At 60.4% G+C, this 16214-nt stretch carries 7 protein-coding genes (1 of these 7 only partly in view); 5 read left to right on the forward strand and 2 right to left on the reverse strand.

The window, feature by feature from the left end:
* A protein-coding gene (locus B5477_RS03065; protein WP_079698336.1) for a fibronectin type III domain-containing protein crosses the window boundary here: on the forward strand, window positions 1–9133 show its final stretch. Its footprint begins 21143 nt before the window's first position; the window shows 9133 of its 30276 coding nt (coding positions 21144–30276); its start codon lies beyond the left edge, outside the window; its stop codon occupies window positions 9131–9133.
* 270 nt (window positions 9134–9403) lie between these two features.
* Here the strand turns inward: B5477_RS03065 and B5477_RS03070 are convergent, their stop codons facing one another.
* Window positions 9404–9901, reverse strand: a complete 498-nt coding sequence (locus B5477_RS03070; protein WP_079698337.1) for a COG2426 family protein — start codon at window positions 9899–9901, stop codon at window positions 9404–9406.
* Between the two features lie 12 nt (window positions 9902–9913).
* Window positions 9914–10762, reverse strand: a complete 849-nt coding sequence (locus B5477_RS03075; RefSeq protein ID WP_242942106.1) for a helix-turn-helix domain-containing protein — start codon at window positions 10760–10762, stop codon at window positions 9914–9916.
* A gap of 186 nt (window positions 10763–10948) precedes the next feature.
* Here B5477_RS03075 and B5477_RS03080 point away from each other — a divergent pair, with 186 nt between their 5' ends.
* The 4 genes from B5477_RS03080 (at window position 10949) to B5477_RS03095 (ending at window position 15908) form a co-directional block, all read left to right on the forward strand.
* The gene (locus B5477_RS03080) at window positions 10949–12250 is read left to right on the forward strand and encodes a galactokinase (RefSeq protein WP_079698339.1); all 1302 of its coding nucleotides are present in this window, start codon (window positions 10949–10951) and stop codon (window positions 12248–12250) included.
* 15 nt (window positions 12251–12265) lie between these two features.
* Window positions 12266–13240: a galactose-1-phosphate uridylyltransferase gene (gene galT / locus B5477_RS03085; RefSeq protein ID WP_079698340.1), complete on the forward strand. Its 975-nt coding sequence runs from the start codon at window positions 12266–12268 to the stop codon at window positions 13238–13240.
* 486 nt (window positions 13241–13726) lie between these two features.
* Entirely contained in the window at window positions 13727–15388 is a 1662-nt protein-coding gene (ilvD, locus tag B5477_RS03090) for a dihydroxy-acid dehydratase (protein ID WP_079698341.1), read from the forward strand.
* Between the two features lie 28 nt (window positions 15389–15416).
* Window positions 15417–15908, forward strand: coding sequence for an HD domain-containing protein (locus B5477_RS03095; protein ID WP_079698342.1), 492 nt, complete (start codon window positions 15417–15419; stop codon window positions 15906–15908).
* Window positions 15909–16214: the final 306 nt, after the last annotated feature.

A 16214-nucleotide genomic window follows, 5' to 3' on the forward strand; every position in this document is an offset into this window, starting at 1 on the left:
TCTCAACACCGCGATTGTCGCGGGCTGGACCGGCCCGGCCGGCTATGACCATGTCGACTATGTTGTGACCCGTTACAACTATGTCGGCGAGGGTGCCGCCGGGACGCTGGCTGGAACCACGAGCTATAACGTGGCCAATGCCCAGACCAAGGACGTCAGCGGGAAGGGCACCGGCGGAACGGAGCCTAACCGTGTGGTCAATCCCACTGAAACCATGACCTACACCGTCGAGGTCACCATCGAGGAAGACCTCGCCGCGAAGGGCAACCAGGGCATGCTCGCGCCTGAAAACCCGGGCAAGAGCGTGGACAACACCGAGCCCACCAAGCAGCAGGCGGTCTCCGGCAAGCTCAAGACCCCGTCCGGCGGCTCGGCAACGCCTGAAAGCGACGATCTTTCAATTTCCGGCTTCACCACCGACGATCGCGCCGCGCGGTACGACGGCACGATCAGGCGCAACGATCAGACGCTCGATCCGGCCACCTGCACGGCCCCGCCGATGGTGTTCTTAGGCGCGGTTAAGACGGATCAGGCATATACCTACAATGTCACCCTCAAGTCGATCGCGCGCAACACCCACCTGAACACCGATTCAGATGTTGCCTCGCTCACCTATAAGATGGGCAAGCTCAACACGCCCGGCGTCACGGTGGAGGGGCTCGCTTCCGACAGCCATGCGACCGTCGAAGCGCGTTGGAATGTGCCTGCCACGTTGGAGGAAGGCTTCGACCGCTATAAGGTCGAGCTGTACAACGTCAACGCAGACGGAACTGATGGCACGCAGGTAGCCAATCCTTACACCGGCAGCCTGACTCCTGACGCTGAAGGGAAGATTTCCATCGGCCTAAATATTAAGCAGGATCAGGCCGGCGGCGACTACCGGCTCAAGGTTCAGGCAATCTCGAATAAGGCCATAGTCAGCGATTCGGATGTGGCGATTGTCAACATCCGGAGGCTGGCTCAGCCCGCTGCGCCCGAATATGAGGCGGTTTCCGGCTCCAGCGGCCGCAAGATTTCCCTTAAGTATACCGGCGAGGCCGGACAGAAATACCAGGCGATCGTGACCTATACGGGTGCGGCCAACGCCGTGGTCGACGAGACCGCAACCGGCGGCAAGATCGATATCACCTCTGACATGGTTGCAAATGCGGTTGAAGGCGTGACCACCCGGTACCTGGCCACTGTACGTGCGCTGGGCAGCCCGAGCACGGGCAGTTCCGCAAACCCGGAGAATTGGGTGATCCTCAATTCCCTGGACAGTGAGAGAGCCCAGCAGGATATTTATAAGGCTCCGGTCATTCCGAACGTAAAGATCGACACCAGCTATGCCGAGGGGCAGACTGCGGTCAACGCGACCTGGACCGGAAACAACAAAGCGCTGAAGTACGAATACAAGTTCGTTAAAAAGGACATCTCCGAGTCGACGGAGACTGGTACAATTAACGCCAAGGATGGCGAAAACCGACCGGTTACCTCGTTCGACGTAAGCGGTTGGATTGATCCTGACGGCGTGCAGTGCGACAACACCTTCTATATCCGGGTGGCGGACGATCTGCCCGAAACCGAAGGTGCAACGAAGGCGGAGTGGATTCTCGGCTCGGCCTATCAGGAAGCTTCGACCCTGACCCCGGTGCGCAGCGGTAAGTTTAAACAGTTTGCACTCAATGATATTGTAACCGCGCTCGACCCCGATACCGGCAGAGTCATGGTCAAGTTCCCGACCGAGATGTCCACCGACAGCAGTAAGCCCTTGGATCCCAAGCAGGTGGAAAGCTATACGGTCAAAATTTATAAGCGCAATTTCGTCGAGGTGTTGGACAGCGTGACGGTGAGGACCGTTGATCCGGATGTGGGAGTCGATATCACCGATATCATCTACTCCCATGTCAACCCCACCTTGGGCGAAGGCGTCGCAGGCCCGGCCGCGGCTCCGGTCACCCAGTTTACGATCAATGTGATTGCCAATCCCTACAACCCGCTGATCAACGCGGCGAATGATTCGACCGATGTCTACTATGATCTGAGCGCCGATCCCTCGATCAAGCAGCTTGATGTACCTAATCTCTCGCTGCACACCGAGGAAGCCAACCTCTACGAGAGCAGATCCACCCTGCAGATCGCCAACGGCACGGTTGTCAATGAAGCGATTGCGGCGGGCAAGTTCGGCGGCTACGAGGTGCGGCTCGGCGGCCAGAAGGTCGAGACGGTGAAGAATGCCGACGGCAGTTACTCGGCCGACATCACCGATCTGACCAAGACCGCGGGCGACTACTCGATCACGGTGCGCGCCTTGGCTCAGGAAGGCGATCTCAGCTACTATTCTTCTGCGCTGAGCAGCGTCTTCAAGGTCACTCGTCTGGCGGCGCCGACGCCGGCCGACCCCTGTTTCGTGGGCGACGACGGCAGAAAGACCATTACCATCAACTTCAGCGGCGAGCGCGTTCAGAAGTATAAAGTAAATCTGAGCTTTAAGAACGCGACGATCGGTATGTCCGAGAAGAATGCGGATACCGAAGGCAATGTGAAGTTCGAGCTGAGTGAGGAGACCATCCGGGCCAACGGCGCCGGGACCTATACGGCCAGCGCGGCGGCGGTGGGGAATAAGAGTACCCAGAGCGGTGCGACCCTGACTTCGGACAATTCTGCTACCAGGACCCAAGCGATCCAGAAGCTCGATGCGCCCAGTACGGCCAGCTTCGACATCACCTCCCTGGCGAGTGAGAGCAAGGCCAAGATCAGTTGGTCCGATCCGATCTCGCTGGCCGGCCATACCGGCTATACGCCGAAGTACCAGATGAGGGTCTACGCGCCCTCCGGCGAAAAGCTGAAGATCACCGACGTCCTCGGAGCGAGCAGCCAGTTTGACACCGAGACCGGCGGCGCGTCCTACACCTTCGGCCAGACCAGCCCGGCGATTGATCAGGAGTCGGCGACGAGAGAGAACTACCGCGCGGCGGTTTCCTATGTCGGCAGCTTTGCGCAGTTCCTGCTCGATTCGGACGAAAAAACCACCGGGCAGGTGGATGGCGGTAGACTCGTCAAGCCGGTGCTGACCGAGGCGAACATCAAGACCGACAACGGCATCAACCTGGTCTTTACCCCCGACCGGCGCGCGGCGAGCTACACCGTTGAGCTGACCGATTCTGATGCGGGCAAGAGCTATACCACTCAGCCGGTCGAGGTGCCGGATAACGGTAACATCTCGATCGACATCGCCAGAATCCTGCGCCAGGCGGCGGGCGACGGTATGTCGGCGCCGTATACCTTGAAGGTGAGCGCGACGCCGAAGAACGCGGCGGTCAACGCGACCTATGAGGGCACGGCGGATGTGGACTATACCCAGGACATTACGCCGTTTGAGGCACCGACCATTGTCGTGAACTTTGACCCGGACAACAATGCGACGATCCCGACCGCCAAGGCGACTTGGCCGGCGCAGGAGGGGCGCAGCGCCCAGCTCGAGCTCAAGGTTTATAACAAGGCGGATTACACCCCGGGAAGCTCGGAGGGCTCCGGCAATACACTCGGCACCGTGACCGTGGGTGCAAATGCGGGAGAAACGACCGCTTACCAGCTCACCGCTATGAGCGATCCGGGCGAGTATGTCATCACCGCCCAGCTTGTATTGGTCGGCAGCGATGCCAGCCACACCTCTTCGGCGGTGGTTGAGCAGTACGTCACCCGCCTGGCGGCTCCGCAGAATCTGGAGCAGAAGTGGACGAACACCGACCTGTCCCTCGAGTGGGCCGGCGTGACGGGCAACGGCGGTTATAAGATCGCCTTCTCAAAGCCTGCCATCAATCCGGTTTTGGTCAACAAGATCTCCGATGTGAAGGTAACCCGGTCGATCACCGAACAGCTCAAGCAGATGGACGCCGGCGTGGATACCGCGGTGGACAACACCGTTTCTGTCTTCGCCCGCGGCCAGAGGCCCGTTTCGGACAGCGGTACCATCATGCTGCCCTCAGCATCGGCGAGCACCAGCTTTAAGCTCAAGAAATGGCCGGCCCTGACCGACGTCAAGATCCGCACCGAGGCGCAGACAGATGCTGAAAGGCAGAATGGTGTGGTCAACGCGACTTGGACCCTGCCGGCGAACGTACCGGCCGGGACACAGTATAACCTGAATGTTTATAAGGGTACCCAGCAAGACCGCAAGGGTGAGCTGGTTGCCGGGTCCAGCCAGTTGGTTTCGTCCAATGACGAACCGATTGACAGCTGGGTCGATCCGGATGTGACCAACCACTACTGCGTGGGCGTTTCCCGCGCCATGCAGCTGGTGGTGGACGGCAATCCCGACGAGCATTACCTCGCCTCCGACGAGGAGGTCAGCCCGACCGTGATGAGCGGTCCGCTGAATACCTTCACCGCGAAGGACGAGCCGGATATGGCCAACAATAAGGCTTATCTCGCCATCACCAACACCGAAGACACCGAGGCGAACCCGGTGGTGAAGAGCTACAAGGTCGACGTTACGGTCAATCCGAGCAGCCCGACCAATTACACGGCTACTCAGGTTACCGGCAACAAGAACCGCTTCGATATCACCGGCAGCGGCACGGCCGGTTTGAAGGCGGATACCGCGTTCAGCTGTACCGTCACGGCCAACCCGGTCAATCCGAAGCTGCGCTCGTCGGTACAGATCAAGGCGCCGGACAACCGGACTTACAAGTATCCGTTTACCTATCTCGGAGAAAACAAGGCATCCGCGGCGAACCTCGCGCTCTCGGCGGCGGTGGGCGACACCTCCACGGACGATTACCTCAAGGTGACCTCTCCCGTCAATATGACGATGAAGCTCGAGGGCACCCCGAACGACGGCGCGGCCGCCATGCTCAAGGAGTACCGGATTTCCTACTCCGTTGACGGCGGAACGGAAACGACCTTCACGGTATCGCCTAAGGCCGACCTTGCGGAGACGGTGGAAAACATCCGCAGCAGGATCGCCGTCGAGACGCCCGGAATCTATGAGTTCAGTGTTACGGCGGTCCCGAAGGCGGAGAGCATCTTCTTCGTCGAGCAGAAATCCGATAAACCGCTCGCCGTTCAGCAGCTGAGCAAACCGGCCAGCGCGACTCTCGGCTTCTCCGAGGACAGCGCGAAACTTTCCTTCGATCTGGACAGCGCATGGACCTACCAGGTCGACAAGGAGACCAGCGGGTCGCTGGCAGCCGAGATTGTTGAAAAGAACATCACGAGCACAACGGCCTATCCGATCGATGTGACGAGGCATATCTCGGAGGCTACCGGTTTCCGCCTCGGTGTGCGTAAGTCGGGCGATAAGCAGAGTGCGCCGGGTACCAGCCGGAGTATTATCAAGTTGACCTCCGACATTACCTACGCGAACGCGGCGACCTCCTTCTCTAAGGAAGCCACCCCGATCGATCTGTCCATCGACATCACCCCGCTGAACATCACCGGCGGCAGGGCGGTGGCCCATTGGACTCAGAGTGGCGCTGTGGCGCCGAGAAGTTACGAAGTTATCCTATATAAGGATGACGTTAAGTTCGGCGATCCGGTGACAGTTGCCAGCGGTGTGACCGAGCTTGACCTGACCACGGTCAGCGGCTACCTCGACAACCAGAACGAGCACAGCTACGGCTTCCAGGTCGTCGCCAAGGGCGACTTCACCAAGCAGACGGTGGATTCCGATCCCACTGCCTTGGCGCAGGAGGGTACCGCCGGCGCGCTGACTATGAACCCGGTGAAGTCAGTGCTGCTGCCCAAGCCGGACGCTTTGGTGACGAATACCGACGGAAGTTATACCCTCAGTCTCACCAACACTGATAAACGGGTACATTCCTATGAGATTGTGGTCAAGGAACAGAATAACGATGCGGTCAAGTATACGATCAAGACCAGTGCCCATGTTGACAGCGTGGATGCAATTGATTGGACCGACTGGACCGATACAGCGGGTAAGAATATCACCATCGACATCAACAAGTACCTCGACCTGCCGGGCACCAAGACCTATGAATTCCATGTCACCCCTGTCGCGTATAACAGCGCGCTCTACGGCGTGCAGAAGGCGCAGACCAGTGTCGAGGTGACCCGCAACCCGGTCGCCAAACCGACTGACTTTACTCTGCAAAACGGCACCATCACCGATGACGGCTCTAACGCGAATACTCTCCCGAGTGTCACCGCGAGATGGAAGCCTGGCGTAGCCAGCGGCAATACTGCGGCAGCGGCCTCCCACGTAGTGGAAATCAGCTACGTCGTGGACGGCGATACAAAGACTGAAAAGGTAAGCGGACCTGCCTCTGCGGGCAGTGATGGCTACATGTCGGTGGACATCACCGCGCAGACGACGGCCGCGCGCGACTACAGCGTCAAGGTTGTCGCCCTACCGGACAGCAGCAACATTTCCCAGTTCAGAAGCGAGACGTTGCCCATCCGGGCGTTCCGCTACAAGGCACCTGTTGCCGCTGACCCGGCCTTCAGCACCGACGCTGACGGCAAGCAGTACTTCGTCAACTTCACCAGCGACGTGACCAACGGCAACAACATCCTGGTCATGCGCCAAGGGACATCGAGTCCGATAGACAGTGCACGGAGCAGCGGGATGCACAGTCCGGCGCGGATCGATAACCTGATCTCCAACGCCAACCAAAGCGCAAGCATTGCGGCACCGTTCGACGTCTACCTGCGCACCATTGGCGATGCCACCCCGATTGAGGCCGGCGGAGAAATTCACCTGACCTCGGCGGCCGCGACGGTCACCACCGAAGCGCTGACCCCGGTCTCGCCGGTACAGAACCCGTGGTTCCAGATGACCAACAACGGCACAAACGACCAAGTCAAGGCGCAGTGGACCAGTACGGACAGCAACGCCACCCGCTTCAAGCTGACGCTGAGCGGGAACAGCGGCAAGGTGCTGGAGGAGGAACTCGAGAACGTCAGCGAGTTCGATCTCACGGACAGCGTGGATAACGGCTCGGCGGACGCCGGAAAATCGAACCACCTCTACACCTTCCAGCTCGAAACCCTGAATGACTTCAGGGCTGGCAAAGCCCACTTCGTGAGAACAGTCACCGGCCTGAAGGATACCTCTTCGAAGGTCCTGGACGGCAACACCGAGCTGACGATCGACGGCGTTGCGGCCGGCACCCTCGACGCGGGCCGTTTGGCCGCGCCGACGCCGCCTGCCGGTAAGACAATCGAGAAGGACGGCGCCAAGCTCAAACTGCCGATCACCACCGACCCGAGAGCCAAGAGCTATTCTGTTGAGATGCGCTTCAAGGCCCTGGACGGGGCAGACTATGGCGAATATGCGAAGATCGGCGAGAACATTACCAATGCGCAGATTTCCGCAGCCGGTAACTACATCGAGATCGACAATGTCTTCTCGCAGAAGGGCAACTATCAGTTCAAGGTTACGGCCCATACCTATAACAGTGCGGTCAACACCGAGAACGTCAGCGACGCCCACAACCGGCTGTACAACGCCACCACTCTTGAGGCACCGAAGAACGTCAACCTGACGGCAACCAACAACAACAAGAACGGCATCGCCGACTTTACGCCGGAGGTGAAGGTCAACTGGGATATCGTGGCCGCTAACAAGAATGAAATCACCGGATACGAAATAGTCCTCAAGTGGACCTCGGATGGCACAAATTGGCTCGATTACCAGACCATTCCGGTTGCCGGACAGGGCACCAAGCAATACGTGCTGCCGATTGCGGAGATGTTTAAGAATGCGGCGACTACGCCGAACCTGGCTTACCAGGTAAGCATGCGGACCAAGGCGGATACGGCGCTCAAGGATGAGTACGAGGATTCCGCCACGACCGCTCCGATAGGCCTTTCTAAGCTCAGCACACCGCAGATCAACGAGCCGGTCTATGAGACCGATAAGGTCACGCTGGGCTGGAATGCGATTTCCAATGTGGACGCTTCCAATTCCTACTACACCCAGTTGCAGCACAAAGCGAACGCAGAGTCCGGAACGACGGCCGACGAGGTCGTGGCCCGCAGAATTACAGCGACGAGCTACGATGCGGCGTCCGACATCGAAACCTATGCACAGCAGCATACGGACGGCAGCGCGAGCGGCGTGTATGTGCTCAATCTGAGGGCGCTCGGTACGCCGGACAACACAGGCGTCACCACGGGCAACACCCTCTACTTGACCTCCGACCAGCGCAGCAAGACCACCAAGACGTTCGTCCAGCTCAAGGCAGCGGACATCACCTTCCCGGTCTACCCGCTTGACGACGCGAGCGCGGCGGTCAAGACCAGCGGCATCGACGGGTCTACCGATCCGGCGACAGCCAACTGGACGGTGGAATACACCGGATCCTTCGCGGGTAACTTCATGCTCAAGCTCTATAAGAGTATGGATGCCAAGGCAAACTTTAGTGTTGTAACCAATACGGATGGTTCAGAAGTCATCGTAGAGGTTACCAATGAGACCGATAAGAGCTACAGCATTCCGCTCAACGACCCGCAGAGGCAGTCGGAAGGAGTGGCCGATAACCGCACGAGCGGCCTCGACAGAGTGGGTAAGCCCAATGCCTCCGGCACGCACGACCCGTTCTACTACAAGTTCAGCGTCCAGGTGAAGGGAGACTACACCAAGGATCCGGCAGTTATCGGAACTGGTGAATTTGACTCCGGTTCGCCCGAAGCCCAGACCGGTATGCTCGACGACTTCTCCATCGGGGACATCTCGACGGGCACCGACTCGGCAAGCGCTGCGAGCTACAGCCTGCTCGATTCCCCGAGCTACAGCAGCCGTTCGCTGTATGTCTTCACGCCTCCTGAGGAAGAAATTCCACAGGAGGACGTGAGCAGCAGCTCGACGGACGAATCCAGCTCTTCCGGGGATGAATCCTCGAGCTCGCAGGACGAGAGCTCCTCGAGCTCCGGCAGTTCTTCGGACAGCAGCACATCCTCGGATGGCTCGTCCTCCGACAGCAGCTCGTCCTCGAGCGGATCGGAGAGCAGCTCCTCCGGTGGAGGCGAGAGCTCAAGCAGCAGTTCCAAGCCGGATGTGATCGTACCTGACGACATCTGGGACTTCGGCAGCAGCTCGAAGGACGAGGAGGAGGATTCCTCCTCCGAACCCGAGCCGCCGCCCGAGGAACCGCAAGACCCTGAAGACATCCCCGTCGCGCTGCCCTAGCGGCGGCGCGGGGGAACCCTCCTAAAACCATCCGCGGCGGTGTAAGCCGCCGCGGATGGGCGGGATGGGGCAACCATTGTTTCAAGGTACACTTCGGGTACATCCCCCCGTATCCGAAAACCCCGTACTTTGAAGATAAAAAAACCACCTGTAAGCTGCAGGTGGTTTTTTGTATGGATAGGCCCCCGGCTTTGCCGGGGGCCTACTTTGCGATGCAAAACCGCCGCCCTGTAATCAGGGCGGCGGACACTTTTAATCAATGATGTTGTTTTACGACAGCACGGCTTGCAGCACGCCGAGCAGCCCGAAGGAGGCGAAGCCCATGATCACCCCGGCGAGCAGGACCCCCAGCGCGATGGCGAAGAAGGCGTACAGCGGGCGTAGCCGCAGGAGGGTGGCGATCACCGAGCCGGTCCAGGCGCCCGAGCCGGGGAGGGGGATGGCGACGAAGATCATGAGCCCGAGCAGCTCCCATTTGCCGATCTTGTGGGCCTTTTCGTCCGCCTTGACGAGGATCCGCGAGAAGAAGCCGCCGATCTTGGGGAGCTTCGCGCACCAGACCAGCACCCGCTCCCCGAAGAGGAGCAGGAAGGGGACGGGCAGGAGGTTGCCGATGACGCAGACGAGATAGGAGGAAGGGAAGGGCAGCCCGAGAGCCGTGATGGCTGCGATCATCCCGCCGCGCAGCTCGATGATTGGCAGCATGGAGATCAGAAAGACATAGAGATAGGGGTAATCCTGCAGGGAGCTGAGCAAAAAATCCAGCATGATGAAACTCCTTTATGTTTTGTTGGCCTGGCCGGCATGTCCTTTTTGATAGTCGCGTGGGGACAGCCCCATCAGACGCTTAAAGACGCGGGAAAAATAGAGCGGGTCCTCGTACCCGACCGAGCTTGCCACCGAGCCGATGGGGAGGCGGTGCCCGCCCAGCAGCTCGCAGGCCTTTTCGATCCGGTAGCGGGTGAGATACTCGTTGGGGGTCACCCCAAGGTTCTGCATAAAAACGCGGTAGAGGTGGCTGCGGCTGACGCCGATCTCCCGGGCGATCTGGGAGACGTCGATCCCGGCGGAATAGTTATAGGCGATGTAGCGCACCGCGCTGCCCACATAGTCGAAGCCGTCCTCGGGACGGTCTGCGCCGCGCGAGAGCTCGAGCAGCAGGGCGAGGAATTCGTACAGCCGACCGATCATCCGTGTTTGATCGCACAGCCTGCTGCCCCGCGCCTCGATGATGGCGGCGAGTGACTGCGGGATCCGCTTGTCCTCATAGTGCAGCACCGGCTGCTGCGGGGAAAAGTCGGTGCGCCCGATGAGGAAGCGCGCCTCGCTGCCCGCAAAGCCCACCCAGTCGTATTCCCAGGGGTCGACCTCGTCCGCCCAGTATTTGACGGTATGGCCGGGATAGACGATGAACAGGTCCCCCTGCCCGAGGGAATAGAGCGTGTCGCGGGCCCTGTAGTAGCCCTTGCCCGAGACGACGTAGTGGATCAGGTAGTGGTCCCGCACCCCTTCGCCCCAGCTGTAGGCCCCGGTACACTTCTGCGCGCCGCAGTTGTAGACGCCCAGCGTCAGGCTCTCGCGGGTCTTGTCCTTATAGGAGAGCTTGAAATAGTCCTTTTGCTGCGCCAAACGCGCACCTCCTCCCGGCGGATACGGCCCCGCTTTTCTATTCTTTGCCATTATACACTATGAAATGCGGGTTTTGCAACAGAAATCCATATTCTCGGAACAATTTCAAATTGCATCTTCCCGGGCGGGAGGGTAGTATAGAATCAGATAACAGGCGGGAGCAGACAGAAAAAGGGAGGAAGCGTTATGGAGAATCTGGAGCGACTTAGCGGCAGGATCGGCGGCGGGGAGTATGACCGCGCCTTCAGCTACCTTTATGGGTGTGAGGAGCGGACCCTGCTCGCCCAGCGCCGGCGGTATCTCGACCTCATCCGCACCTTCGGCGAGCGGTACGGGCGGCAGGAGTGCGCGCTCTTCTCCTCGCCCGGGCGCACCGAGGTGGGGGGGAACCATACCGACCATCAGCACGGGCGGGTGCTCGCGGCGGGGGTGGACCTGGATGTGATTGCCGCGGCCTGCCCGAATGATGAGGGGATCATCCGGATCAAGTCGGAAGGGTACCCCGAGGACGTGATCGACCTGCGGGAGCTGGCGGAAAAAGACAGTGAGCGGGGCCGGTCCGCCTCCCTGGTCCGCGGGATCGCGGCGCGCTTTATGCAGCTGGGGCTGAAAATCGGGGGCTTTGACGCCTGCACCACCTCCGATGTGCTGGGCGGCTCGGGGCTGTCCTCCTCCGCCGCCTTCGAGGTGCTGGTGGGGACGATCCTGTCCGGCCTCTATAACGGCGGCGCGCTCGACCCGGTGCTGATCGCCCAGATCTCCCAGTACGCCGAGAACGTCTATTTCGGCAAGCCCTGCGGCCTGATGGACCAGACCGCCTGTGCGGTGGGCGGGTTTGTGACCATCGACTTTGACGACCCGCAAAAGCCGGTGGTGGAGAAGGTGGACTTTGATTTCGCCCACAGCGGCAGCCGGCTGTGCATCGTGGACACCAAGGGGGACCACGCCGACTTGACCGACGACTACGCCTCGATGCCCGCCGAGATGAAATCGGTGGCGGCCCAGTTCGGGAAAGAGGTGCTGCGCGAGGTGCCGCCCGAGGAGTTTTATAAGGGCCTCGGCCAAATCTACGGCAAGGTGAGCGACCGCGCCATCGTGCGGGCCGTCCACTTCTATGCGGACAACGACCGGGTGCCCCGCCAGGTAGCGGCGCTGCGGGAGGGGGATTTCCCCACCTTCTGCCGGCTGGTCATCGAATCGGGCCGCTCCTCGGCGATGTACCTGCAAAACCTTTTTTCCTGCAAGGACCCGGCCCGCCAGGGGCTGACGGTGGCCCTGGCGCTATCCGAGCGCCTGCTCGCAGGGAAGGGCGGGGCCTGGCGGGTGCACGGCGGCGGGATCGCCGGGACCATTCAGGCGTTCGTGCCGGAAAGCCTGCTGGACGGATACCGCGCGATGATTGATGGGGTGTTCGGCGCGGGGAGCTGCCATGTGCTCTCCATCCGGCCGGTCGGGCTATGCGAAGTAACCACAGGTTTGGGAAGATAGATAGGAGAGTGTGATATGGCTGAACTGAGATGGCATCCGCTGATCGGAGACTGGGTGATGATCGCCTCCCACCGGCAGGCGCGCCCGCAGATGCCCAAAGATTGGTGCCCCTTCTGCCCGGGCTCGGGCAAGGTACCGCAGGACTATGAGGTTTACGAATACGACAACGATTTCCCGGCGCTCTCGCAGGACCCGCCGGCACCCGACGACGTGGCCACCGACTTTTTCAAGGTGAAGGAGGCCTATGGCAAATGCGAGGTCGTCCTCTACTCGCCCGGGCACACCACCGTGCTGCCCGAGCTGTCGGACCGGCATATGCGTAAGCTGGTCGAGCTGTGGTGCGAGCGGTTTGAGGCGCTCTCACAGGACGAGAAGATCAAGTACGTCTTCATCTTTGAAAACCGCGGAGACGTGGTCGGGGTCACCATGCCCCATCCGCACGGGCAGATTTACGGCTACAGCTTCGTGCCCAAGAAGCTCGAGCTCGAGCTGCAAAACGCCAAGGCCTATCAGCAGGAGCACGGGGCCTGCCTCTTTTGCGATATGCTGAAAAACGAGCTGGACTTCCAAAAAAGGATCATCTTTCGCAACGAGCATTTTACCGTTTTCCTGCCCTTCTTCACCGAGTACCCCTATGGGGTTTACATCTTCCCGAACCGCCATGTGCGGTATATCACCGAGCTCGACGACGCGGAGCGCCAGAGCCTGGGGCTCACCATCCGGGACACGGTCGGCATGCTCGACAGCCTGTTCGACTACAAATTCCCCTATATGATGTGCATGCACAACGCCCCGGTCAACGGCGAGGACGCCGGGGAATATTATCATTTCCACATCGAGTTTTTCCCGCCGATGCGCAGCGCGGATAAGCAGAAGTTCAACGCCTCCAGCGAGACGGGGGCCTGGGCGCACTGCAACCCCACCTGCCCGGAGGATACCGCGCAGGAGCTGCGGGAGGCCTATGCGCGTTATATGGAAGGCAGGAAATAAGGAATTCTCAAGGGTCTAAAGCGCCGATGGCGCCATACCTTTCTGGCGGGTGCGGGCAGCTGGGCGCACGCATTTTTGGCGCCCGACCAAAAATGCTGCACGCTGGCGCGTGGTCGCGCGCGAGGGGGTACATAAAAAGAGGGGGATACTTCCCCCTCTTTTTCGTCTTTCCGGAGCCCTTTTCTTTGAAAAGGGCTTAACCTTCTTCCACGTGGAAAAGAGGACTCGTCGTGCGGGGGCCGTTGCCTCCCTCGGAGGCATTCACCCCACAATCTCTCCCCGGCCTGCGGCCGGTGAAAAGGTGAGACTCGCAGCCGGGTAGGCTCTGCGGCCACCGGCCGCCAAAAAACTGCCGTCTGCGGGCATGCAGGCAAACTTTTTGATTGACAAAGCCTCCCACAGGTTTTAAACTGAAAGAATAGAAATTTTGAGAAGTTTCGGCCCGGCGCGGGGTAAGCCCGCGGGGAAGAGTAGGGAGGAAGAAGTTTGAACAGCGATCAGATCAAAACAGGCTACCAGCGCGCACCCCACCGCTCGCTGCTGAAGGCGCTCGGCGTGACCGACAGCGAGATGAAACGTCCCTTTATCGGTGTGGTGAATTCCCACAGCGAGATCATCCCGGGACATATGCATTTAAACGCAATCGCAAGGTCGGTCAAGGACGGCATCCGCAACGCGGGCGGCGTCCCCTTCGAGTTTTCCACCATCGGCGTTTGCGACGGGATTTCGATGAACCACCGGGGGATGAAATATTCTCTGCCCTCCCGCGAGCTGATCGCGGATTCCATTGAAGTGATGCTCACCGCCCATCCGATGGACGCGGTGGTCTTTATCCCCAATTGCGACAAGATTGTGCCCGGCATGCTGATGGCGGCCTGCCGGATGAACCTGCCGTGTATCTTCGTCTCGGGCGGCCCGATGATGGCCGGCACCTTCCAGGGCAAGCGGGTCGGCCTCAACGAGACCTTCGAGGCCGTCGGCGCGGTCGCGGCCGGGAAGCTGGACGAGCGCGAGCTCGAATCCATGGAGAACACCGCCTGCCCGACCTGCGGCAGCTGCTCGGGGATGTATACCGCCAATTCGATGAACTGCCTGACCGAGGCCATCGGCCTGGCGCTGCCGGGCAACGGCACCATCCCCGCGGTGATGTCCGCGCGGCTGCGCCTGGCCAAGGAGAGCGGCGAGCAGGTGATGAAGGTGCTGGAACAGAATATCCGCCCGAGCGACATCATGACCCCCGAGGCGTTCGAGAACGCCCTGCGCTCGGACATGGCGCTGGGCTGCTCCTCCAACACGGTGCTCCACCTGACCGCCGTGGCGCACGAGGCGGGCGTGCCGATCAGCCTTCAGGACATCGACGCCGTCGGCCGCAAGACCCCGCAGATCTGCAAGCTCAACCCGGCGGGACAGGTCTTTATCCAGGACCTCGACGCGGTGGGCGGGATCCAGGCGGTCTTAAAGGAGCTCTACCGCGGCGGGATGATCCACGACACCCTGACCGTCAGCGGCAAGGTCAGCGAGCGGATTGCCGCCGCTCCCGCGCCGGACGGGAAGATCATCCACACCCTCGAGGAGCCGGTGCGAAAGGACGGCGGGATCGCCATCCTCTTCGGCAACCTCGCCAGTGAGGGCGCGGTGGTCAAGCAGGGCGCGGTCGCGCCCGAGATGATGACCTATACCGGCTGTGCCAAGGTCTACGACTGCGAGGAGGACGCCTCCGCCGCCATCCTGGCGGGGGAGATCGTCCCCGGGGATGTGGTGGTGATCCGCTACGAAGGGCCGAAGGGCGGCCCCGGCATGCGGGAGATGCTCGCCCCCACCGCCTCGATCGCCGGGCGCGGGCTGGACGCGCAGGTCGCCCTGATCACCGACGGGCGCTTCTCAGGTGCCACCCGTGGCGCCGCGGTCGGGCATATTTCGCCCGAGGCGGCGGCCGGCGGGACCATCGGGCTGGTGGAAAACGGCGACAAGATCCTCATCGACATCCCGAACCGCAAGCTCGAGCTGCTGGTGGAGGAGGCTACCCTCGCCGAACGGGTCGAGCGCCGCTCCCACCCGCAAAAGAAGGTGGAGGGGTATCTGGGCCGCTATGCGCATTTCGTCACCTCGGGCAGCCGGGGCGCGGTCTATGGGGACGAGGAGAAATAGGCCTGATCAAGAGACAGGGGGATGCTTCGTGACAACCGGCGCGCTTGTGGAAAAGATGATCGCGTTTTATAACGGGAATCTGCATGACATCAATCATTTTTTGAAGGTCCACGCCTATGCCAAAACGATCGGTGAGCTGGAGGGGCTGGACCCCCTTACGCAGCGGACATTGGAAGTTGCCGCCATCGTCCATGACATCGCCTGCCCGCTCTGCCGGGAGAAGTACGGCAATACGAACGGCAAACGCCAGGAGGAACATGGGGAGGCCCTTGCCCGGGAGTTTCTGGATGGGACGGGCTGCCCGGACGGGTTGGTGGAGCGCGTCTGCTATCTGGTGGCCCACCACCACACCTATACCAATGTGGACGGCATGGATTATCAAATCCTGCTGGAAGCCGATTTTTTGGTCAATGCCGATGAGAGCGGGATGGGCGAAAAAGCGATTTTAAACACCTTGCAAAAGGTGTTTAAAACGAGGAGCGGCATCCGCCTGCTGAAGGAAATTTACCAAGTGGCATAGAAAACGGGCTTGGCGGGAGCAGGAAAGCCGATTTAATTGGGCCGGAATGGATTAAAAGATTGACAGAATGTGCAGATTTTACTATAATAAACTTTATGAGTGTCGCATCTTTATGGCTCCTGAAGGGGAGCGGTCCCCACAGTGGAACCGCTTCGCGGCGGGGCTGCGGGAGGTGTGTCGCCGCGCCAAAATGGACAACCCGTAAGGGGCGGCCAATTTCCAGCTGGGCGCGGCGTCCTTTGGCGTTTATGCGCCCTTGGACGATTCTAAAAATATATGGGAATCCCATATATCAAACGGAGGCTT

The organism is Provencibacterium massiliense (assembly GCF_900169495.1).
Lineage (GTDB): Bacteria > Bacillota > Clostridia > Oscillospirales > Ruminococcaceae > Harryflintia > Harryflintia acetispora.